This is a genomic window from Roseibium litorale, from assembly GCF_014842915.1.
Taxonomy (GTDB): Bacteria; Pseudomonadota; Alphaproteobacteria; order Rhizobiales; family Stappiaceae; genus Roseibium; species Roseibium litorale.
Genome location: NZ_JACYXI010000009.1, coordinates 1 through 21054, shown reverse-complemented (window position 1 = coordinate 21054; position 21054 = coordinate 1). Strand labels below are relative to the sequence as shown.

Genomic DNA, 21054 nt, shown 5'->3' with positions numbered 1-21054 from the left:
GGTCTTCTAATGCCCTAATTAGCCGTTTGTCATGCCAGATGCCCCCAGTAAGCGGATTTTTTTATGTTAGCGCTTGCAAAAAAGAATGAACGGGAAAGCAGGTGATGCCAATGCTATGGCTGGCTCGTGAAACAGTACTTTCTAAGGGGGCTTGAATGGTGCCGTTGGCTGGCTTGGTTTTTCTTTTGGGGTTCATTCTGCTGGCCAGTGCCAATGCCATGTTTGTCCCGCTCAATCCGAACATACCTTGCGCGACCGTAAGCTGCGTTTTGGTTCGGACCTTTAGTGAATATCAGACATTATTCGGTGCAGGCTTGGCGGTTCTCGCAGCTTTTGTCGCGGCACGACCTGCGTGGCTGCAACTTCAAAAAATGAAGTTACAGCAGGACATTACCGCTCGTGATGCAATTCTCCAGAGGTTGAAAGGTATTGAAGCTCGCGCCAAATACCAGGACGATAAGGTTCAGTCTCTGCTTCAGGGAATACTGAGAACTATCTATCTATATCCAGAAGATGAAAATTATGACCCTTCAACTGTGGATGTTCATTGGGCATTCAATAAGATGCATGAATGCCAGGATATTACATTAAAGCTGAAGTCTTTTCAGGCAAGTATGCGCGATACGCACAGTATTGAGGAGGCTAGGCAAAACGTTATCCACTCGCTTGAGCAGTTGGGCGCTTGTTTTTGTGACATATCAGCGCCTGCCGCACTCACGGGAGATCCCGAAGTTTCTTCGGAGGATGAAGAGAGAATGAGGTATGCCGAGGCTGTCGCGCTGGAGCAACTTCCTCAAAAAGTGGATGACCTCGCCAATGCGATGGGTGATTTTTCGTTAATAATCCTCGAAGAAAAACAATTTGTTCGTCGTCGCTTGCGTCAGATTGACGATGATATGCTTGGCGATGCTTAGCTAAAGTGGAGAGTTTTTGATCTACGTTTTAGAGGGTATTGGCTACGCTTTTCGAACAAAGGCTATTGACATCGTTTGTTGCCCTTTGCCTCTTGTCAGCTCGAATATACGCTTAGCTGGGTTACTTGTTGACAAGCCGTCGGCCCCGTTCCGATTGAAGCAGGCTTCTGTTTCCCAACATTAGAACCTCTGCGTGTTTCTTGCCTGAAACCCACAAAAAAAGGCGTCAGGAATCAAAAAAGCGCCCGTTGAGGCGCTTTATTGATTGCGTCTAACCTGGGCAGCCAGCGTTATTCCGCAGCCTGAGCGTTCTGGCTGTCCTGGTCAATCGCGACGATCTGGCGGTCGCGGAAGGCGAGGGCGACTTCGCCGCGCTTCAGCCGCAGGGCCGTTTCGCCGAAGAGCTCCCGGCGCCAGCCTTCGAGGGCGGGCACATCCGCCCGGTCGTCGGCGGCGATCTTTTCCAGGTCCTCGACGGTGGCGATCACCTTGGAGGCGACGCCATGGGCTTCGCTGACGAGCTTCAGAAGAACCTTCAAAAGGTCGACGGCAGCCGCTGACCCATCCGGTGCCTGACGGCCCTTGGGCAGCTTCGGCAGCTTTTCCTTCGGGATGCTCATCGCCTTGCGCACGGCCTTGAGAATTTCCTCGGCCGGCTTGGACCGCTCGAAGCCGCGCGGAATGGTTCTGAGGCGTCCGAGCGATTCGACATTCTGCGGCTGCTGGGCGGCGATCTCGTAGATGGCGTCGTCTTTGAGAACCCGGCTGCGCGGCACATCGCGGCCCTGGGCCTCTGCTTCGCGCCAGGCGGCCACTTCCATCAGCACGGCCAGCTCCACCGGCTTGCGCACGCGCATCTTCAGGCGCTGCCAGGCGTTGTGCGGCTCGGTGTGATAGGTGCCTTCCGACGTCAGGACACGCATTTCGTCCTGCACCCAATGGCTGCGGTTCTGTTCGGCCAGATTGGCCTTCAGGAAGCGGTAGACGTCGCGCAGATGGGTCACATCCGCCAGCGCATAGTCGAGCTGCTTCTGGGTCAGCGGACGGCGGGCCCAGTCGGTGAAGCGCGAGGACTTGTCGATATGGGCGCCGGTGACCTTGTAGACGAGCTGGTCGTAGGAGATGGAATCGCCAAAGCCGCAGACCATTGCCGCCACCTGGGTGTCGAACAGGGGCGAGGGGATCAGGCCGCCGAGATGGAAGACGATCTCGATGTCCTGCCGGGCGGCGTGGAACACCTTGGTCACCTTTTCGTCGCGCATCAGCGCGAAGAACGGAGAAAGGTCCAGCCCGTCGGCAAGAGCGTCAACGATCACGGCATCGTCCGGACCTGCCATCTGGATAACACAGAGCTTCGGCCAGAAAGTCGTTTCCCGAAGAAACTCGGTGTCGACCGTAACATAGTCGTGGGCGGAGAGGCGTTCACAGGCCTCGGCAAGATCTTGAGTATTTGTAATTAGATGCATGGTGGACATCCTATACCGCAGTCTGGCCTTTTTGTCGTCACGAAATACTCGTTTTCGGCCACAGGAATTAAGCCGGATTACTCCCTGATTGGCCCTTTCCTGATCTATTGTGGTCTGACGGTCACAGGAATCGGTCACAGATCGCAGGTCAAACGCCCGATGGCGGGCTCGATCTCAAGACGGCGGCCCTGCTGGGGCTGGCCGGATCTGCAAGGAAGAGGTGAGGATGAAAACGATTCTGGTGGTGAATTCCAAGGGCGGTGCAGGCAAGACGACCATTGCCACGTCCCTGGCGGCCTATTTTGCCGGCCGGGGCGAAGACACCGGGCTTGCGGATGCGGACCGTCAGAAATCGTCCCTGTCCTGGCTGAAACGGCGCGATGCCAGTCTGCCTGCGATTGTCCGGCTGGACTGGAGCAAGGAAACCACGCCGACCGAAGAGGATCTGGATTATCTGGTCGTCGATGCGCCCGGCGGGTTGCGCGGCGAGCGGATGAAGGATCTGGTGGGGGAGGCGGATCATGTGGTGGTGCCGGTGCTGCCGTCCGTGTTCGACCTGGATGCCAGCCTGAAGTTTCTGACCAAGCTTGAAGAGCTGAAGCGGATCCGTAAGGGCAAGGCGGGCATTCTGGTGGTTGCCAACCGGGTCAACCGGTCTGCGGGTACGCTGAACAGCCTCGAAGCGAAGCTATCAGAGGCTGGCTACCCGGTTCTGTGCCGGATTGCAGACCGGATCGTCTATGCGCGCGAGGCCGAACAGGGCGCCAGCATCTTTGACCGGCGCGACGCGTCCGTACGCGAGATTCGCAGCCAGTGGACGCCGCTTCTACAGGCATTGGATTGAGGACGGGGAGGGGCTGTCCAGTTGCAGGCGCCAGGGTTTGACACGCAGTGTCACCCCGGCCAAGCGCAGCGCGAGCCGGGGCCTACTCGCAGATCCTCCTGCTGAAGCGGTACCATCAAGGACAACGGCACTCCCTCTGCGAATGAGTGGGCCCCGGCTCGCGCTGCGCTTGGCCGGGGTGACGGTTTGAGTGCGCATGGCTTTGCAACGAAATGGAACTAGGGTGTAGAGCGAGACGCGAGGCCATGACCCCTCCCGGAATTTGTACAGATCCCTGTCTCTCCTTCTTTTGCTCAGTTCTATCCCGTTCTGCCGCCTCTACCGGTCGATAAGGCGCTTTGCCATGGCGCGATCCCTTGACTTTGGCCTGCCGGAGTGGTTTTTCCGGCCAACGCGGCCTGCTGTGAGCGGGCGGCACCCCTATTCTGTTTGCATTCGAACGTATCGAGGACACCATGCACCGCTACCGTAGCCACACGTGCGGCGATCTGCGCGCCACCCATGTCGGCGAAACCGTTCGCCTGTCCGGCTGGGTTCATCGCGTCCGCGATCACGGTGGCCTGCTGTTCATTGACCTTCGCGACCATTACGGCATGACCCAGTGCGTGGTCGATCCGGACAGCGCCGCGTTCAAGCTGGCCGAAACGGTCCGCTCCGAATGGTGCATCCGCATCGACGGCGAAGTGAAGGCCCGTACGCCTGAGACCGTGAATGCTGGCTTGCCAACCGGCGAGATCGAGCTGTTCATCCGCGAGATCGAGGTTCTGGGCGCGTCCAAGGAGCTGCCGCTGCCGGTTTTCGGCGAGCAGGAATATCCGGAAGACATCCGTCTGACCTACCGTTTCCTGGACCTGCGCCGCGAGACGCTGCACAAGAACATCGTCAAGCGCACCCAGGTGATCGCCGCCATGCGCCGCGAGATGACCAAGACCGGCTTCACCGAATATTCGACGCCGATCCTGACCGCCTCTTCCCCGGAAGGCGCGCGCGATTTCCTGGTACCGAGCCGCATTCACGCCGGCACGTTCTACGCGCTGCCGCAGGCGCCGCAGCAGTACAAGCAGCTTCTGATGATGGCCGGTTTCGACCGCTACTTCCAGATCGCGCCGTGCTTCCGCGATGAAGATCCGCGCGCAGACCGTCTGCCGGGCGAATTCTACCAGCTCGACCTGGAAATGAGCTTCGTGACCCAGGAAGACGTCTGGACCACCATGGAACCGGTGATCCGCGGCATCTTCGAAGAGTTTGCCGAAGGCAAACCGGTGACGCAGGAGTTCCCGCGGATTGCCTATGATGACGCGATCCGCATGTACGGCTCCGACAAGCCGGATCTGCGCAATCCGATCGTGATGCAGGACGTTTCCGAGCACTTCAAAGGCTCGGGCTTCAAGATATTTGCCCGCATGCTGGAAGAAGACAAGAACCAGGTCTGGGCTATTCCGGCCAAGACCGGCGGTTCCCGTGCCTTCTGCGACCGCATGAACTCCTGGGCGCAGAGCCAGGGCCAGCCGGGTCTCGGCTACATCTTCTGGCGCAAGGAAGGTGACACGCTGGAGGGCGCAGGCCCGATCGCCAAGAACATTGGCGAGGAGCGCACCGAAGCCCTGCGTCAGCAGCTGGGTCTGGAAGACGGCGATGCCGCCTTCTTCGTCGCCGGTGATCCGTCCAAGTTCTATAAGTTCGCAGGCGAAGCCCGCACCCGGGCTGGTGAAGACCTGGATCTGGTCGACCGGGACCGGTTCGAGCTGTGCTGGATCGTGGATTTCCCGTTCTACGAATGGAACGAGGACGAGAAGAAGGTCGACTTCGCACACAACCCGTTCTCCATGCCGCAGGGCGGGATGGAGGCCCTGGAAAACCAGGATCCGCTGACGCTCAAGGCCTACCAGTACGATATGGTCTGTAACGGCTTCGAAATCGCCTCTGGCTCGATCCGTAATCAGTCTCCGGAGCTGATGGTCAAGGCCTTCGAAAAGGTTGGTCTCAGTGCCCAGGACGTGGAAGAGCGCTTCGGCGGCCTCTACCGTGCGTTCCAGTATGGCGCTCCGCCCCATGGCGGCATGGCTGCCGGTGTGGACCGCATCATCATGCTGCTGGTCGGCGCAAAGAACCTGCGTGAAATTTCGCTGTTCCCGATGAACCAGCAGGCGCAGGACCTTCTGATGGGCGCTCCGACCCCGCCGACCCAGGCTCAGCTGCGCGAGTTGCACCTGCGCCTGAACCTGCCGGCCAACTGAGGCTTGCAAATCGCTCCGTGTGTTCCGGCATTCGGAGCGGATTGATGCCGATTGAAGTGATGTTATCAGTGAAGGGCCGGGCAACCGGCCCTTCCGCATGAAAGGGCGCCGACGTGCTCAACCCTCGCAAATGGGCGTTTGTTACCGATCCTGACGGATCGTTCCAGTTGATCCGCCGTCTCTTCCTTGAGAATGCCAGGGCCTATGTCCGCCGATATGTGATCGCCTTCATCTTCATGGGCCTTGTGGCCGGCTCGACCGCAGCCAGCGCCTGGATCATGAAGGACGTGATCAATCAGGTCTTCATCAACCGCGATCCCTGGATGATCTATTCGGTCGCCGCAGCCGTGATGGTGATCTTCACCGTCAAGGGCGTTGCGACCTACGGCCAGACCGTGGTGCTGAGCCGGATCGGCAATGCCATCGTTGCTGACTGTCAGCGGCGTCTGTTCGCGCGGGTTCTGGAGCAGGACCTGTCCTATTTCGACCGCACCCCACTCGGCGAACTGAGCACCCGCATCCAGCACAACACGGGCGCGGCCCGCTCGGTCATCGATATGCTTGTTGTGACAGTGGGCCGTGACGTGCTGACCATCATCGGCCTTGTGTCCGTGATGATCATTCAGGACCCGCTGCTGTCCTTGCTGTCCCTCACCATCATGCCGCCCGCCGTCTTTGGTGTAACACTGCTGGTCAAGCGTGTGCGCAAACATGCCAAGTCCCAGTTCGTATCGACCTCGCGTATTCTCTCCGTGGTGCAGGAAACGGCGCTCGGCGTGCGCATCGTCAAGGCCTTCGGCATCGAGCCGCGTATGCAGCACGAGATGGACACGGCGATCGCGGATGTCGAGAAGCAGTCCAACAAGATCGCCTCCCTGACTGCCCGGACCTCGCCGCTGATGGAAACCCTCGGCGGCTTCGCCATCGCTCTGGTGATCCTCTATGGCGGCTATTCGGTGGTGAACCGGGGGCAGGATCCCGGTGCCTTCTTTGCCTTCATCACCGCGCTTCTGCTGGCCTATGATCCGGCCAAGCGCTTGGCGCGTCTGCATGTGAACCTCAACAACGGCCTTGTCGGCGTGAAGCTGATGTATGAGCTGATCGACGATGTTCCAGCGCTGCGCGATGCGCCGGGCGCGGCGGAGCTTAATGTCAGCCGCGGAGAGGTCCGCTACACGGACGTTCACTTCGCCTATGGCGAGCGGCCTGCGCTGCATGGCCTGACCCTTACGGCTCAGGCTGGCAAGATGACCGCATTGGTCGGGTCTTCTGGAGCGGGCAAGTCGACGCTCTTCTCGCTGGTTGAGCGGTTCTACGATCCTCAGTCCGGCTCCATTGAGATTGATGGGCAGGACATTTCAAAGGTCACAGTCGCATCTCTGCGCCGGAACATCGCCATGGTCACCCAGGACACGATCCTGTTTGACATGACCATCCGCGAGAACATTGCTCTTGGACGCCCGGAGGCGAGCGAAGAAGACATCCTGCAGGCTGCACAGGATGCCAACGCCCACGAGTTCATCATCGCCCAGCCGGGTGGCTATGATGCCATGGCTGGTGAGGGCGGCAGCCGCCTTTCTGGTGGCCAGCGCCAGCGCATCGCCATTGCCCGCGCCATGCTGCGCAACGCACCGATCCTGCTTCTGGATGAGGCGACATCTGCTCTCGATGCCGAATCCGAGGCAAAGGTCCAGTCTGCCCTGACGCGCCTGATGCAGGGCCGCACGACGCTGGTGATCGCCCACCGGCTGGCCACGGTGCGCGATGCGGACGAGATCCACGTCATGGACCGGGGACGGCTTGCCGAAAGCGGCAACCACGCGGAACTCTATGCCGCCGACGGCATCTACCGCCGCCTCTGCGACCTTCAGTTCCGCGAGCCGGATCAGGCGAAGGTTTGAGAGCGAAGTTGTCCTTCTGCATGTCACCCCGGGCGAGTGAAGCGAGACCCGGGGCCTACTCTAGGCCTGGCAGAAAACGGGTTCTATTGGAAATTGAGCACCCATTGCCACATTGGCTGATCGATCCAGGCAAGCCTGGATTCTCCCCCGGCATGAACGCTCTGCAAATGAGTTGGCCCCGGATCTCCGGCTTCGCCTTTGTCCGGGGTGACGAAGTGGGGGCTGAGCGAGGAAACTGGACAGGCGTGCCCTGCCTCTTGAGACGTTCCCTCCATCACCATCCTGCCATTGCTTGACCATGGCATCCATGCCGCTCCGCCTCCTAAAATCATCGCCTATCAGAGAGGAAAGGTGAGCGAAGGGTCTGTAGGATCAAGCCCTGCAAGGACGGGAGTGCAGCGGTATCGGTAGGTCCGCGACGGGTTTTCCCGGCTTCCCAATAGTCCTGCCGCCAATCAGCAAGTTTCGGGCTCACCCACGCTTCTGCGCGGCCTCAAAGCCATTCGCCAATCTGACGAAGCCCGAAATGTCGATCTCTTCGGCGCGGGCGGTTGGCAGGAGGCCTGCCTCCTCGATCACGGCTTCCGTGGGGCCGCCAAGGGACTTCAGGCTGGCGCGCAGCATCTTGCGGCGCTGGCCGAAGGCGGCCGCCGTCACCCGCTCCAGCGCCTTCTGGGAACAGGGCTCAGGCTCCTTGCGGGGCAGAAGATGCACGACAGTCGACGTGACTTTCGGCGGCGGCGTGAAGGCTTTGGGATTGAGGTCGAACAGCATGCTCGCCTCGGTGCGCCATCCCGCCAGAACGCCAAGGCGTCCGTAAGCCTTGGAGCCGGGCCGGGCAACGATGCGCTCACCGACTTCCTTCTGGAACATCAGCGTCAGTGAGTCCCAGAACGGTGGCCACTCCGGCGTGGTGATCCAGTTGAGAAGCAACTGGGTGCCGACATTATAGGGCAGGTTGGCGACGATCTTGATCCGGTCACCGCCTGCGATCTTTAACGGATCGATCTTCAGCGCATCACCCTCAATGACCTCCAGCCTGCCGTCATAGTGGGCCGAAACTTCCGCGAGAGCCGGAAGGCAGCGTGTGTCCTTCTCGATCGCCACGACACGCTTGGCACCCGCCGCCAGCAGGGCACGGGTCAGTCCGCCGGGGCCAGGTCCGACTTCCAGCACGGTGCAATCGTCCAGAGGCGCGGCTGCGCGGGCGATGCGGGAGGTCAGGTTCAGGTCGAGCAGGAAGTTCTGGCCAAGGGACTTCTTTGCATCCAGCCCATGCTGCGCAATGACATCGCGCAGGGGCGGCAGGCCGTCAATCTGAGCCATCAGAGCGCTCCGGGATTTGAAAGGGCAGCTGCCATGCGCAGGGCGGCAGCGAAACTGTCAGGACGGGCCTTGCCAGTGCCCGCCAGGGAATAAGCCGTGCCGTGATCCGGAGAGGTGCGCACGAAGGGCAGACCAAGTGTGACATTGACCGCATCATCGAAGCCGATTGTCTTGGCCGGAACGAGAACCTGATCGTGATACATGCCGAGCGCCACATCAAAGGTTTCGCGGGCACGCGGATGGAACATCGTATCGGCGGGAAGAGGACCGAGAGCATCAATCCCTTCAGCGCGCAGGATTTCGAGTGCTGGCGTGATGACTGTGATCTCTTCCTGGCCCATGGCTCCATTCTCGCCCGCGTGCGGGTTTAGTCCGCAAAAGGCGAGCCGGGGCGATTGGATACCGAAGCGGGTCTTCAGGTCTGCCGCCGTAATCCGTGCCGTCTCGAGGATCAGCTCCTGCGTGAGCGCAGCCGGCACGTCGGCAATCGCGATGTGAATGGTGATGGGCACGACCATCAGGCTGGGGCCGGCAATCATCATGACCGGTGTTGCAGGTGCTCCAGGCCAATGGCGGCTGGCCAGATGGCCAAGAAATTCGGTGTGCCCTGGATAGGTGAACCCCGCCCCATAAAGCGCGGCCTTGTTGATCGGATTGGTGACCACGGCAGACGCCCTGCCTTCGGCAACATCCTTGACGCTGGCTTCGATCGAGGCAATGACGCTGGAAGCTGAGGCGGGGGCCTCGATGCCCGGCGTGTCTTCCAGGCCGGAGCCCGTGGGCACAATCGGTAGGCTCCTGGCAAAGACGGACGTGGCATCCTCAGGCTCAACAGCCAGGATCGGTACATCGAGACCGAGCCGCTTGGCGCGGCGGGCGATGAAGCCGGGATCTGCCCTCAGGTAGAAAGACGGCAGTCCAAGGGCCTTGCGGGCGCTCCAGGCAAGCAGGGCAATGTCCGGGCCAATGCCCGCGGGCTCGCCGCAGGTGACCGCAAGAGAGATCTTGTCACGGGCCATGATCAGCGTTCGATAATGGTTGCCCGGCTGCGCAACTCCATCAGGTAGCGGCGGGACATTGCTTCGCCTTCCTTGGCGCGAAGCTCGTTTTCAACCTCTGTGCGGGCGGCAATGTCCGACTGAAGCTCGCGCTTCGAACAAACGGCGATCATCTCATAGCCCTTGCCGGTCTGCTGCGGCTTGGTCAGGCGGCCCGGTTCGGTCTTCTCTATGTCGTCCTTCAGGTTGCCCGGCAACTCGGTCTCCAGTCGGCGGCCGACCGGCTTCATGACGACTTCGCTGTACTTCGCCAGGACCGGCCCGGCAGCGTCACAGCCATTGAAGGCCTTGCGGATCTGGTCGCTCTCGCTCTTGCGCTTGGACTTGAAACTGCCCGACGCCTTGGCGGGCACAACGACGATGACCTGGCGCAGGTCATATTCCATGCTGGTGGCCTGATCGGCCTTGTCCGATTTCCTCAGTGCCGCAATGACATCGCTTTCATTGATGTGCACATCGGCCTGGAAGCGCCGGCGAACGGTCTGGACCCAGGCGAGCTGAGCGCGCAATCGGTCCTTCAAGGTGTCTGCCTTCACGCCGCTCTGGCCGAGCGCCTGAGCAAGCTGGGACGGGGAGAGCTTCACGCTCCTGGCAATGTTTGCGAACGCGCCATCCACTTCGGCCTGAGACACACGCACGCCCACACGGGTAGCTTCGGCCAGCTGCAGCACTTCGTTGACGAGCTCTTCCTCGGCAAGCTTCTTCGCAAGAACGCCGCCCTTGCGCTGGGTCAAGGTGATCAGGCGGGCCCGCTGCTGGATCTCATAGGTCGTGATGGCCTTGTCGTTGACGACGACTTCAATCGTCGCAGCCCTTGCTGTGGCAACAGTGCCTGCCAGAGGGCTGGCCGCAGCAATTGCCAGAGCCAGACTAAGGGTCGAAAGGGAGATGCGCATCGAAACCTTTTCCAATCAATCCTGAAATATATGCGGGAACGGTTTCTGCCGTACCGGCACTTTAAGTCCTGTTTCTCTGATTTTGCACAACCGGCAGGCAATTTCAAAGGGTGCTGGGCATCCAATGGCGATTTCTTCCAGTCACCAGGCACCCACAAAGGCCATTGCTGCGGCGGAATGATGGCGCCGCCGCGATTCGTCACGGCGGCCAGCGCTTCTGGGTTGCCGGATAATGTTAATTCAGCGAGCCGGAAGAGACTTGCGTGCTGCCAATCGTTCTCAGGCCGAGGCGGAGATAGAACATCCGGTCGACATCACTGCCATTGTTCCGGCTCCGGTCTTCCGCGTAGGAGACCGACATGGAAAAGCCCTCGTCGTCATAACCGACGCCAAGACCATTCTGCACCACGTCCTTGTTCTGAATGTCGTAGCGCATGGACCCGAAGATCCGCCAATTCTCTTCCAGCCGCAGGCTTGCCGAGCCGACGATTTCTTCGCGAGGGTCATTGATGCCGAGGTCCGGCTGACTTCCGAGGAAGGCGTAAGCAAGAGACGACACAACTGGACCATAGGTGCCGGTGGCCTGTGCCTGGAACCTGCGGACGCTGAAGTCCTTGTCGTCAAGGCGGGCCTGTGCACCCAGCTTCACGCCGTAGTAGGTGTCCAGATACATGCTGCCGACATAATCGGACTTGCCCGTGGCTAGGCCGGAGTTGAGGCTGGTGCCGACAATATCAGGTTTGGCGAACGAGTTCTCGCCGTCGATCTGGTAGGAGCGGCCGAAGAGCGTGCTCAGGTAATAGCCTTCGTCCAGCTGCAGCTTGTAGCTCAGGCCGACATTGAGCCGCGAGCCGCCTTCAGCCCGGTCGAAACCGGAGAACTTGTCCGTGTCGAACAGGGTTGTGGCATCAAAGACCAGGCTTTGCGCGTCTTCGTTCGGAAGTTCGCCGATCCGCTGCTCATTCGGACGCACGATGACTTGGGCGATCGGTTCCAGAATCTGGTTGCCGCCGTCGAAGGTCGCGATGAACGGGTAGCGGTATTCCAGACCAGCTGCCGGCATCGCACGCCCAACGAAGGTTTCGTCGGTGAGGGCGGTGACGTTTTTGTCCGCAGAAGCCAGGAAGAACAGGTCGCCGCGGACATAGGCGAAGGGCGTGAACACCTGTCCGATCGGATCGATGAACGTGCGGCGCCACTCCGACTTCACGCTGAAGCGGGAGAAAGTGCCATCAACACCGCGGAAGCGGTCCGTGGTCGAACCCTGCGGGCGGAAGGCGTCCGTTTCGCTGCGCGTCAGTGAGGTGAAGTTGCTGCTTAAGGAAAGCTCACCACCTGCGATCGGGTCGTCGAAAACATAGTCGTAGTCAATGACGGGAGCGACAATCGGCTGCTTTTCCTGCAGAGACTGGCCGATCGGCGAGAAGGCTGCACTCGGGTTGCTGGTGGTCTGAGTGTAATCTTCCTGCGACAGGGAGAACGCGTATCCGCGGATGCTCAGCCCGTTGCGGAGCGTGTTGCCGGAAAGATAGACCTCGCTCGTCTCATCATTGTCGTCGAAGCTGACGAACGAGTAGTCATTGAAGAACGAGCGGTCGCTCTTGTAGGTGATGTCCCAGCCGTATTTCCAGTTCTCGGACAACTGGAAGGAACCGGTGGTGTTGATCGCGCCGCGGAAGCGCCGGTCACCGCTGGTGCCTTCAAACTCCCCCGGACGGGACTGGATCAGACCTGCGGCGCTGACCGTGTACATGCCATTCGACAGCCGGTGCCGGAAGGCCGCATCGCCCAGCACGCCCTGCGTGCTCATGGGCGAGACGGTGGTCGTCAGATCGTAGTTCGGGCTGAGGGCCCAGTAATACGGAATGGTGACGCCAACGCCCAGCTTGTTGGACGTCACGCCACCTGGAATCAAGAAGCCCGACTTGCGCTTGACCGTCGGGTCCGGCATCGAGAAATAGGGCAGGTAGGCAACGGACGCGCCAAAAAACTCGAACGAGGCATCCTCGTATTCGATGGTCTTTTCCTGCTGGTTGTGAATGATCTTGGCGGCACGGATGCGCCAGAGCGGCGGTTTGTCCGGCGGATTGGTAGGCCGGGTATAAACCGTATAGATGCCGTTCTCGAATGTTGTGACGTTGCCATCGGTCCTGTTCGCGCGCTCTGCAAGGAAGCGCGTGCGCTGCGGCGTATCGATCTGCAGCGTTTCGGCAAAGACGTTCGCAAAGTCTTCGGACAGGGCGAGCTCCTGGCTCTGCACCACGTTTCCGTCCGGCTCGGTCATGATGACGTTGCCGCGTGCGGACATCTTGCCATTCTTGCGGTCATAGACGATGCGGTCGGCTTCGACCGTATAGCCGTCATAGAAGATCTGCACCTTGCCGCTGGCGACAATCAGGTCACGGTCGAAATCATAGGTGATCTGACGGGATTCCAGCAGCATCTGCGCATCAGCGCGCACCTTGCCGCCAAGTTGCTGGGCAAGCGCGTCCTGCGCCCGGGCGGACGGAGCGGCAGCAATCAGGGTCAGCGCGGAGACGGACAGGCCAAGGCAAAACAGAAGGGTTCGCGCGGCCGCAACAGACCTGCACGATGCAAATCCCTTATCCAGGGCCAGGACCATGGAAGAAGCACTAGTCACTCGATCTTCACCCATCTTCCTGATTCAGCAGGATTGTAAGCCCCATGAGCACTCCAAAGACCCCTGGAGCCCAAGCGGCGACGAAAGGCGGCACAATCCCCGCTCCGCCAAAGTCCCTCGCGAGCTCCGATAGAACGTAAAGCACGAAGCCGGAAAGGATTCCACCCAGAATCATCCGGCCCAGCCCTCCGAAGCGTGAAACTTTAAGGGAAACCGCTGCAGCAATCAGGATCATGGCCACCAAAAGCAGGGGACGAGCCAGAAGCGTCTGATATTGCAAGGCATATCGGTAGGCTGGCAGACCTGCGTTACTGGCCAGCTCGATAAAACGGGGCAGATTCCAGAAGGAAATCGATTCGGGAGAGCCGATGCTCTCGCGAATTTCTGTCGGGGTGAGGTACGTGCTGACTGAATAGGATCCATAGTGTTGCGGATCGGCATCGGTTGTGTAGACCGTCACGTCCTTCAAGTTCCAAAGCTGACGGCCCAGCACGGCTTCCTTGGCCTCAATCCGCTCCTGGAATGTGCCGCTGTGGTCGAAGGTGAAGATGGTCACGTTCAGAAGACGTGCACCGCCATCCAGGAGCTGTGTGGCCCTAAGCACGGATTCCCCGTCCAGGCCATCCTGGCGCACCCACACATCCCCGGTGGTGCTCAACAGCATGCCCTGATCCGAACCGAAGAGGCCCGAGGCATATTCGTCGGACTTCTGCTGCAGCCAGACAGCCGCCGGATTGTAGGCTGTGACGGACAGCCCGCCCAGAAGCAGGCCAACCAGAACGGCGGGGAGGGTGAATTGCCAAACGGAGATCCCGGCAGCGCGGGTCACGACCAGCTCAAGCGCGCGACTGAGGGCAACGAAGCCTGCAATCGACCCGAAAAGAACGGCAAAGGGGATAACCTGTTCCAGCAGCAGGGGGACGCGCAGCAGAGAGATGAGTGCCACCCGGAGAACTGAAAAGCCTTCCCGGTCACTGGCACGGCGCACCAGTTCCAGAACATCGAACAGGTAGATGAGAACCGCGGCAAGCAGGAACAGGCCCAAAATGGCCTTCAGGAATTTGCCGGAAAAATAGAGAGTGAGTGTCCGTCCGAGTATCATGGGTTCACGATACCCCGTTGGCGCGGCCGTTGATCCGGTCTGCCATCCGCTCGATCCACTCGCCGATCACCTCGAGCCATGCGTTTGCCCATTTGGGCGGCGACAGGCGCTCATCCCTGAGGATGGTCCAGGTTGAAAGGATGACGCCGAGAAGCGGAACCAGGTAAAGCAGGACCGTCGTCAGGGCGCCGTCTCCCGCAACGGCGGTGACGCCGAAACCGGCAGTTCTGAGACCAACGCAGCAAACGATGGCACCGAGCACCGCCATGTTGCGGTTCTGGCGCGTGGTCCGGACACGGCCAAGGAACGCGAATACGATCAGCGCGAAAGCCACGGGATAGAGCGGCTGGCTGAAACGGTCATGCAGTTCCTGGCGGAGCCTGTCCGGGTGCAGATTCGCGTAAGTGTCATCCGGCGAGGGGGCGATAAGGTCTCCGGTCGTCCGCTCGCTGGCCTTGTAGACCGGTGTGGAGGCTTGCGGGATCAGGCTCGACAGGTCGAATGCATAGGACTGGAACCGGACAATGGAAATATCGCCTTCCGCCTGTGGCTTGCGCTGGATTGTGCCGTTCTGCATGACAAGCAGCGTACGGTTCTGCATCTCGACGATGTGGCCGGTTTCTGCCTGATAGGTGAAGGCGGAGTCGGGCTCGCGGGTGTCATGCATGAGAAGCCCTTCCAGTGTCCCATTGCCGGAACGGTTCCGGATATGGAAGGTCAGTCCCTTCTCGACGGTGATGAAGCGCCCCGGTTGAACGATGTTGGCAACAAGATCTGCCCGGACCCGCGTGATTTCCTCGCGTAGTTGATAAAGACCGAGCGGGGCGACATAGAGAGACAGCGTTGCGCAGAGTGCCATGACGGCCAGGGCGAAGATCAGCACGGGCTTCAGGACCAGAAAGCGGGATCCGCCCGTCGCATTGATCACAATCAGCTCGCTATCCCCAGACAGGGCGTTTAGCACCAGCACCAGGGCGATCATCAGCGCGAAAGGGGCGACAATCACGACCAGAAAAGGCATGGCGAGCATGGTGATGGAGATGAACTGGATGAGGGTCTGGCCCTTGGACGTCACCAGATCGAGCTGGCGCAGAGCCTGGGTTGCCCAGACCACGCCGGTCATGGCCGCAAGTGTCATGGCAAAAACCATGAAGGCACGGCGGATGATATAGCGCTCGAGGATTTTCATGCCGCTGAGTATGACAACCTTCTGGGCCGGTCAAGCCGCCGGCATTCCCCTTGCAATAACATGGTTTTTGGTGAAGGGGATCTCAACAAGCTTGGTTAACGGCAATTAATTTTTGCCGCACTTGATGGAACCTGTCCGGCGGGTGCATGATCGCGGCGCAGTTTTGTGCCAGCCGGCGGAAATGTCCGTCTGAGCGGGCATCCGGATTTTGAAAGGCATAAGTGAGCTGACATGAGCAAGCTGACGAAAATTTCATTCACGAAGGGGGAAACGCCGCAAGACGGTGTCGTGGCCGTGCTGGCGGGCGAGGGGCTGGCCTTGGGCAAGGCCGCAGCAGAGCTCGTGTCGCAGTTGACCGGCGGCCTGGAGCGGCCTGCTGGTGTTGCAGGTTTCAAGGGCAAGAAAGGCAGTTCGCTGGATCTGATCGCCCCGGCAGGACTGGCGCTTGACCGCCTCTTCGTTTTCGGCACCGGAGACGTCGCAGCCTATACGGAAGACGACTGGCTGAAGCTTGGCGGATCCATTCAGGCAAGCGCTGCCGCGGCCAAGGCTTCCCGTGTGACTGTGGTGTTCGATCTCGCGGGCGAAGAGGCCGTTCCGGCGGACAAGGCAGCGCTCGTGGCCATGGGCGCTGTTTTGCGCTCCTATGTTTTCGATGCCTACAAAACGCCCAAAACCGGTGACGAGGCTCCGGTCAATGTGAAGATCGAGTTTGCCGTCGAGGATGCCAAGGCCGCCAAGAAGGCCTGGAGCCGGTACGAGGCCGTGACCGGTGGCGTCTGCCTTGCCCGCGACCTCGTCAATCTGCCGCCGAATGATCTTGGCACCGAGGAATTTGCCGGCAAGGCAAAGGAGCTGGAGCAGCTCGGCGTCGAGGTGGAGATTCTCGGCGAAAAGGAAATGAAGAAGCTCAAGATGGGCGCGCTTCTTGGCGTGGCTCAGGGGTCTTCGCGTCCGCCGCGCCTTGCCATCATGCGCTGGAACGGCGGCAAGAAAGACGAGGCCCCGCTAGCCTTTGTCGGCAAGGGCGTTGTCTTCGACAGCGGCGGCATTTCGATCAAGCCGGGCGCCGGCATGGACGAAATGAAGGGCGACATGGGCGGGGCCGCTGCAGTGACCGGCCTCATGCATGCGCTGGCGGGCCGCAAGGCCAAGGTCAACGCCATTGGCGTCATCGGCCTTGTCGAAAACATGCCGGATGCGGGTGCCTACCGTCCGGGAGACATCCTGACCGCCATGTCGGGCACCACCATCGAGATCCTGAACACGGATGCCGAGGGGCGCCTCGTTCTGGCCGACGCGCTCTGGTATACTCAGGACCGCTTCAAGCCTGCGCTGATGATAGATCTTGCAACCTTGACCGGCGCGGTTCTTGTGGCACTCGGCAACGAGAACGCTGGCATGTACTCCAACAACGACGAGCTGGCAGAGCGTCTGACCGCCGCGGGCACCGCGTCCGGGGAAACTGTGTGGCGCATGCCGCTGTCCAAGGCCTATGATAAGCTGATCGATACGCCGAATGCCGATGTGAAGAACACCGGCGGGCGCACGGGCGGTTCGATCACCGCGGCCCAGTTCCTGCAGCGCTTCACCAATGATGTGACATGGGCGCATCTGGACATCGCAGGCACCGCGTTCGGCCCGGCCAAGCACGAGTACAATCAAAGCTGGGCAACCGGCTATGGCGTGCGCCTGCTGGACCGCCTGGTCGCGGATTTCTACGAAGGATGAGGCGGCTGACAGGCTTGGGCCTTTCAGCTTTCTCCCGCGCCGCCCCGGCCTTCTAGCCGGGGACTGCTGGCGTCTCTCTACAGGCGTCATGAAGAGGTCCCGGATCTGCGCTTCGCTGCGTCCGGGACAGCTTGGTGCCGGTCCGTGTGTTCAGAAAAACAAACAAAAAACCCGCCAGAAACGGCGGGTTTTTAAATTCACTCACTGCTTCGCTGCAAAGGCTTGGTTAGCAAGCCTTGTAGGCATGACAGGCCGTTGCCTCTTCGGTCACGATGAGCCCCATGCCGGCCGTTGCGCCAGCCATGGCGAAGACGAGAGCAAAAAACACCAATACGCGTGCGATCATAAAAACCCCCAAGAACACCGGACACAACCTTAACCACTGCCCGATGCGGAAACCGTGACGCGCGTCACGGACTATCCCCGGCTAGAAATTCCTAGCCAATCGACATTTGCGAAGGGTTAATGATACGACTCGTTTGTCCTGTCCATGGCGGAACCTAGGCCTGATGCAAACCTCTTCAAGGTGTTGCAACGCGGCATCACATGGGGCAGGTGAGAAAAGGGCCGTGCGAACACGGCCAATCCTGTGATGTCTGGCTGCACGGTTCTTGTATGAGTGTCGACGTTCTTTTCTATCATTTGCTCCATCAGCCACTGGAATCCGCGCTTCCAAAACTTCTGTTGAAATGTCTGGAGCGGGACTGGAAGGTGGTGGTGCAGACCGGAACGCCGGAGCGCTGCGCTGCTCTCGACGCCCACTTGTGGACATTCTCAGGCGACAGTTTTCTCCCGCATGGCACGCGCGAGGATGGCTATGCCGAATTGCAGCCGGTCTATCTGACAGACGGACCAGACAACCCCAATGGTGCGGAAGTGCGTTTCCTGATTGACCGCGCCACGCCGCCACCGCTTCAGGGCTATCAGCGGGCGGTCTATATGTTTGACGGCAATGACCCGGATGCACTTGCAGATGCCAGGGCCTTGTGGAAAACGGTCAAGGCGGAGGGGTTCAATCTGACCTATTGGCAACAGACTGACAGCGGGGGCTGGGAGCGCAAGGCCTGAGCAGGTCTGGCCAAAGCTTGAGACCGGCGGCAGGGCTGGTGCAGAAGCATAAAGAGGGGAGACGGCGATGACAGGTTTGAAAGTGTCCTCCGCGGAGCTTGTGAAGCAGGCAAAGGCGCGGATTCGCGAAATCGGTACCCTGGCAGCCTTCGACATGCTGACCGATCCGGATGTGGTCATCGTTGATTTGCGTGACATCCGGGAGCGGGAGCGCTCCGGTTTCATTCCTGGCAGCTTCCACTGTCCGCGCGGCATGGCCGAATTTTGGGTCGATCCTCAAAGCCCCTATTTCAAGCCTATCTTTGCCGAGCAGAAGACCTTCGTCTTCCATTGCGCCTCCGGCTGGCGCTCGGCACTGACAGTTGCAACACTGAATGACATGGGTTTTGCCTGCGCGCACCTCAAGGATGGCTTTAATGACTGGGCCGCCAAGGGCGGGCCTGTCGAAAAGCCTGAGGAAGATTGAACGTGACAACCGCACCCACACTGGAAACGGACCGCTTGCTCCTCCGGCCCATGACCATGGTGGACTGGCCGGACTACGCCGCGCTGATGCAGTCGGACCGCGCCCGCTATATGGGTGGCCCCCACGACGAGGCCGCGGCTTGGGGCCTGTTTTGTCATGACGTGGCCCTCTGGCCGCTCTTTGGTCACGGCTCACTCATGATCGAGGAAAAGGCCGGAGGCGTCTGCCTTGGACAGGTGAGCATCAATCACGGTCCGCTGTTTCCGGAAAAGGAGCTCGGCTGGCTGGTCTATCCGCAGGCTGAGGGCAAGGGGTTTGCCTATGAAGCGGCCTCTGCCTTCCGCGCCTGGGCCTTTGAAACCCTCGGTCTGGAAACGCTGGTCAGTTACATCGACCCGGACAATGACCGCTCGCGCAAACTGGCCGAGCATCGTTCGGGGAGGGGTGTGAAAAACTTAGTCTGCTTCCTATATATGTAAGGCAATATTATTCAGGGAGTAGAAGATGATTTTTGGTGATGACGTTGATGCAGAAAAGTTGACGGCTGGCACTGTTGAAACAATCAATAATGCTTCTGAAACGCTCAAGAGTGCTGCGGAGCAGATCGGGAAAGCGGATCGGCGATACAGCGATGATCAGCTCTGTGAAATGAGAGCTGCGGCAGAAAATCTTCAGAAGATTATTGATTCAAATCTAATCAGTATGATCGCCTTAAAGACGTCTATCGCATCGCGGGGGAAATAGCATTGTGTTACGGGCACTTTGCATTTTTTTGCAAAGTGCCCGGACAAAGTTGGAGCAGAAAATGAGCAGAACAATCGAGTGTTTTGGTTATGAGAATGATGAGATTTCCGGGGTCTCGTTTGTTCCTCTACGTGGGCGTTTCGGGTCAAGCTGCCTGTCAACTGACGAGGTTGACGCGCAAGTCAAGCTAATCAAGGCGGACCTGGATCGTGTGGCCAGCTTGATGAAAAAGGCTATCTCTAAACGCAGTAAGGACTTACCATTCTAGGGGCCCCATCTTAATTTCTGGGTAGCCCAAAACAATGGGGGCGGTCCCTATCCAAGTCCCTACGAAGTCTGTCGGCAGTTAACTCGGTTTCGAGCCTCGCGGCGTATCACTATGAGGGTGTAGAAAACAAAGCGGCTGGCTGTCCTGAAATTCGGATGTGACTCGGTAGGAGCGTCTGGGAGCTGTTATCGACCCGCAGGCCCCGCGCCACGAGCCGCAGGATCTGGTCTACCGGCATCCGCGGCCTTGAACGGCTGCTCTGACGCCTCTGTCAGGACCACATACCGTTCTGCCCCAGCCTTGTCAGCAGCTCGGGCAGCTTGCCGATATGGTCGAGCCGGTGGAACCGGTCATGTGCTGACGGGGCTTCGGCCTGCTCCAGTCCCCAAGTGATCGCGTAGGGCACGTGGACGCCGATAGATCCAGCCTCCAATGCGGGCAGGATGTCCGACTTGACCGAATTTCCCGTCATCAGGGCCTCTTCAGGACCGGTTCCATGACGGGAGAACAGGGTCTTGTAGGTCTCCGCCGATTTCTCCGACACGATCTCGATGGCATCGAAGCAATCCGCCAAACCGGATTCTGCCACCTTGCGCTCCTGATCGAAGAGATCGCCCTTGGTGATCAGCACCAGCCGGTAGTCGTCCTTCAGGGCGGTCAGCGTTCCGGCAACATGGGGCAGGGGCTCGACCGGATGGGTCATCATGTCCCGCCCGGCCTCCAGGATCTCGGAGATCACGGCGCCCGGCGCCTTGCCCTCCGTCACCTCCAGTGCTGTTTCGATCATGGAGAGCACGAAGCCCTTGATGCCGTAACCATAATGCCGGAGGTTCCGCCGCTCCGCTGCCAGCAAGCGTTCCTTCAGATGATCCTTGTCCGCATAGGCCGCAAGCAGCTGCGCAAAGCGCTCTTCGGTCAGATGAAACACCGTCTCATTGTGCCAGAGCGTGTCATCGGCATCAAAGCCAAGGGTGGTGAGGGGCATGGCGGGCTCGTGGGTGACTGCAACCGGATTCGGACCTGATGCTACAATAGATATGCTTTCCGTAGGCAAGCAAAGCCGGATGTACGAGCAAGCCCCTCCGTTCGTCATCAACTCTGTTTTGCGATGTCCTCTCTGATTCTGGCATTGAGGATGACGATGATCTTGCGCATGAGAGCCGAGATGGCAACGATTGGCTTTTTGCCGTTCTGTATAAGCCG

At 59.7% G+C, this 21054-nt stretch carries 17 protein-coding genes and 1 pseudogene; 9 read left to right on the top strand and 9 right to left on the bottom strand.

All coding sequences use genetic code 11. The features are described 5' to 3' along the window. The first annotated feature begins 155 nt into the window (after positions 1 to 155). Positions 156 to 914, top strand: a complete 759-nt coding sequence (locus tag IG616_RS14325) for a hypothetical protein (protein ID WP_192148848.1) — start codon at positions 156 to 158, stop codon at positions 912 to 914. Between the two features lie 290 nt (positions 915 to 1204). On the opposite strand, the gene rnd is transcribed toward IG616_RS14325, so the two are convergent. After that, positions 1205 to 2380: a ribonuclease D gene (rnd, locus tag IG616_RS14320; RefSeq protein ID WP_192148847.1), complete on the bottom strand. Its 1176-nt coding sequence runs from the start codon at positions 2378 to 2380 to the stop codon at positions 1205 to 1207. Between the two features lie 226 nt (positions 2381 to 2606). Between rnd and IG616_RS14315 the strand changes: the two genes are divergently transcribed. The 3 genes from IG616_RS14315 (at position 2607) to IG616_RS14305 (ending at position 7362) form a co-directional block, all read left to right on the top strand. Next, positions 2607 to 3224 (top strand): ParA family protein, encoded by a 618-nt coding sequence (locus tag IG616_RS14315; RefSeq protein ID WP_192148846.1) that lies wholly within the window; start codon positions 2607 to 2609, stop codon positions 3222 to 3224. 455 nt (positions 3225 to 3679) lie between these two features. Then, positions 3680 to 5461, top strand: coding sequence for an aspartate--tRNA ligase (gene aspS / locus IG616_RS14310; RefSeq protein ID WP_192148845.1), 1782 nt, complete (start codon positions 3680 to 3682; stop codon positions 5459 to 5461). A 113-nt stretch (positions 5462 to 5574) separates the two neighbouring features. Further along, positions 5575 to 7362, top strand: coding sequence for an ABC transporter ATP-binding protein (locus tag IG616_RS14305; protein ID WP_343072376.1), 1788 nt, complete (start codon positions 5575 to 5577; stop codon positions 7360 to 7362). A 471-nt stretch (positions 7363 to 7833) separates the two neighbouring features. On the opposite strand, the gene rsmA is transcribed toward IG616_RS14305, so the two are convergent. The 6 genes from rsmA to lptF form a co-directional block, all read right to left on the bottom strand. Beyond that, a complete protein-coding gene (gene rsmA / locus IG616_RS14300; protein ID WP_192148844.1) occupies positions 7834 to 8688 on the bottom strand; it encodes a 16S rRNA (adenine(1518)-N(6)/adenine(1519)-N(6))-dimethyltransferase RsmA in 855 nt (284 codons plus the stop codon). Continuing rightward, positions 8688 to 9707 carry a 4-hydroxythreonine-4-phosphate dehydrogenase PdxA gene (gene pdxA / locus IG616_RS14295; RefSeq protein WP_192148843.1) on the bottom strand — a complete coding sequence of 340 codons (1020 nt, stop codon included), beginning with the start codon at positions 9705 to 9707 and terminating at the stop codon, positions 8688 to 8690. The genes rsmA and pdxA overlap by 1 nt, the downstream gene beginning before the upstream one ends. A gap of 2 nt (positions 9708 to 9709) precedes the next feature. Further along, positions 9710 to 10642, bottom strand: a complete 933-nt coding sequence (locus IG616_RS14290) for a SurA N-terminal domain-containing protein (protein WP_192148842.1) — start codon at positions 10640 to 10642, stop codon at positions 9710 to 9712. Positions 10643 to 10877: 235 nt separating this feature from the next. After that, positions 10878 to 13283, bottom strand: a complete 2406-nt coding sequence (locus IG616_RS14285) for an LPS-assembly protein LptD (protein ID WP_209007518.1) — start codon at positions 13281 to 13283, stop codon at positions 10878 to 10880. A gap of 7 nt (positions 13284 to 13290) precedes the next feature. Then, positions 13291 to 14385 carry an LPS export ABC transporter permease LptG gene (lptG, locus tag IG616_RS14280; RefSeq protein ID WP_192148841.1) on the bottom strand — a complete coding sequence of 365 codons (1095 nt, stop codon included), beginning with the start codon at positions 14383 to 14385 and terminating at the stop codon, positions 13291 to 13293. 4 nt (positions 14386 to 14389) lie between these two features. Next, positions 14390 to 15574: an LPS export ABC transporter permease LptF gene (lptF, locus tag IG616_RS14275; RefSeq protein ID WP_192148840.1), complete on the bottom strand. Its 1185-nt coding sequence runs from the start codon at positions 15572 to 15574 to the stop codon at positions 14390 to 14392. 231 nt (positions 15575 to 15805) lie between these two features. Here lptF and IG616_RS14270 point away from each other — a divergent pair, with 231 nt between their 5' ends. The 5 genes from IG616_RS14270 to IG616_RS14250 all read left to right on the top strand — a co-directional run bounded on the left by IG616_RS14270 (position 15806) and on the right by IG616_RS14250 (position 19583). After that, the gene (locus IG616_RS14270) at positions 15806 to 17305 is read left to right on the top strand and encodes a leucyl aminopeptidase (RefSeq protein WP_192148839.1); all 1500 of its coding nucleotides are present in this window, start codon (positions 15806 to 15808) and stop codon (positions 17303 to 17305) included. Positions 17306 to 17920: 615 nt separating this feature from the next. Beyond that, positions 17921 to 18373, top strand: a complete 453-nt coding sequence (locus IG616_RS14265; protein ID WP_192148838.1) for a DNA polymerase III subunit chi — start codon at positions 17921 to 17923, stop codon at positions 18371 to 18373. A 67-nt stretch (positions 18374 to 18440) separates the two neighbouring features. Continuing rightward, complete coding sequence (locus IG616_RS14260) at positions 18441 to 18839, top strand: rhodanese-like domain-containing protein (protein ID WP_192148837.1); 399 nt, start codon at positions 18441 to 18443, stop codon at positions 18837 to 18839. 2 nt (positions 18840 to 18841) lie between these two features. Continuing rightward, a complete protein-coding gene (locus tag IG616_RS14255; protein WP_192148836.1) occupies positions 18842 to 19318 on the top strand; it encodes a GNAT family N-acetyltransferase in 477 nt (158 codons plus the stop codon). Between the two features lie 25 nt (positions 19319 to 19343). After that, positions 19344 to 19583 carry a hypothetical protein gene (locus tag IG616_RS14250; RefSeq protein WP_192148835.1) on the top strand — a complete coding sequence of 80 codons (240 nt, stop codon included), beginning with the start codon at positions 19344 to 19346 and terminating at the stop codon, positions 19581 to 19583. 539 nt (positions 19584 to 20122) lie between these two features. Here the strand turns inward: IG616_RS14250 and IG616_RS14245 are convergent. Together IG616_RS14245 and IG616_RS23145 are read right to left on the bottom strand one after the other, a co-directional pair. Then, positions 20123 to 20836, bottom strand: a complete 714-nt coding sequence (locus tag IG616_RS14245; RefSeq protein ID WP_192148834.1) for an HAD family hydrolase — start codon at positions 20834 to 20836, stop codon at positions 20123 to 20125. 107 nt (positions 20837 to 20943) lie between these two features. Continuing rightward, a pseudogene (locus IG616_RS23145) lies at positions 20944 to 21054 on the bottom strand (IS110 family transposase); the annotation flags it as partial.

What these genes read in the sequence shown, in the direction of transcription:
- IG616_RS14325 (WP_192148848.1), top strand. Translation starts at nt 156, where the DNA reads ATGGTGCCGTTGGCTGGCTTGGTTTTTCTTTTGGGGTTCATTCTGCTG.
- rnd (WP_192148847.1), bottom strand. Translation starts at nt 2,380, where the DNA reads ATGCATCTAATTACAAATACTCAAGATCTTGCCGAGGCCTGTGAACGC.
- IG616_RS14315 (WP_192148846.1), top strand. Translation starts at nt 2,607, where the DNA reads ATGAAAACGATTCTGGTGGTGAATTCCAAGGGCGGTGCAGGCAAGACG.
- aspS (WP_192148845.1), top strand. Translation starts at nt 3,680, where the DNA reads ATGCACCGCTACCGTAGCCACACGTGCGGCGATCTGCGCGCCACCCAT.
- rsmA (WP_192148844.1), bottom strand. Translation starts at nt 8,688, where the DNA reads ATGGCTCAGATTGACGGCCTGCCGCCCCTGCGCGATGTCATTGCGCAG.
- pdxA (WP_192148843.1), bottom strand. Translation starts at nt 9,707, where the DNA reads ATGGCCCGTGACAAGATCTCTCTTGCGGTCACCTGCGGCGAGCCCGCG.
- IG616_RS14290 (WP_192148842.1), bottom strand. Translation starts at nt 10,642, where the DNA reads ATGCGCATCTCCCTTTCGACCCTTAGTCTGGCTCTGGCAATTGCTGCG.
- lptG (WP_192148841.1), bottom strand. Translation starts at nt 14,385, where the DNA reads ATGATACTCGGACGGACACTCACTCTCTATTTTTCCGGCAAATTCCTG.
- lptF (WP_192148840.1), bottom strand. Translation starts at nt 15,574, where the DNA reads ATGAAAATCCTCGAGCGCTATATCATCCGCCGTGCCTTCATGGTTTTT.
- IG616_RS14270 (WP_192148839.1), top strand. Translation starts at nt 15,806, where the DNA reads ATGAGCAAGCTGACGAAAATTTCATTCACGAAGGGGGAAACGCCGCAA.
- IG616_RS14265 (WP_192148838.1), top strand. Translation starts at nt 17,921, where the DNA reads ATGAGTGTCGACGTTCTTTTCTATCATTTGCTCCATCAGCCACTGGAA.
- IG616_RS14260 (WP_192148837.1), top strand. Translation starts at nt 18,441, where the DNA reads ATGACAGGTTTGAAAGTGTCCTCCGCGGAGCTTGTGAAGCAGGCAAAG.
- IG616_RS14250 (WP_192148835.1), top strand. Translation starts at nt 19,344, where the DNA reads ATGATTTTTGGTGATGACGTTGATGCAGAAAAGTTGACGGCTGGCACT.
- IG616_RS14245 (WP_192148834.1), bottom strand. Translation starts at nt 20,836, where the DNA reads ATGCCCCTCACCACCCTTGGCTTTGATGCCGATGACACGCTCTGGCAC.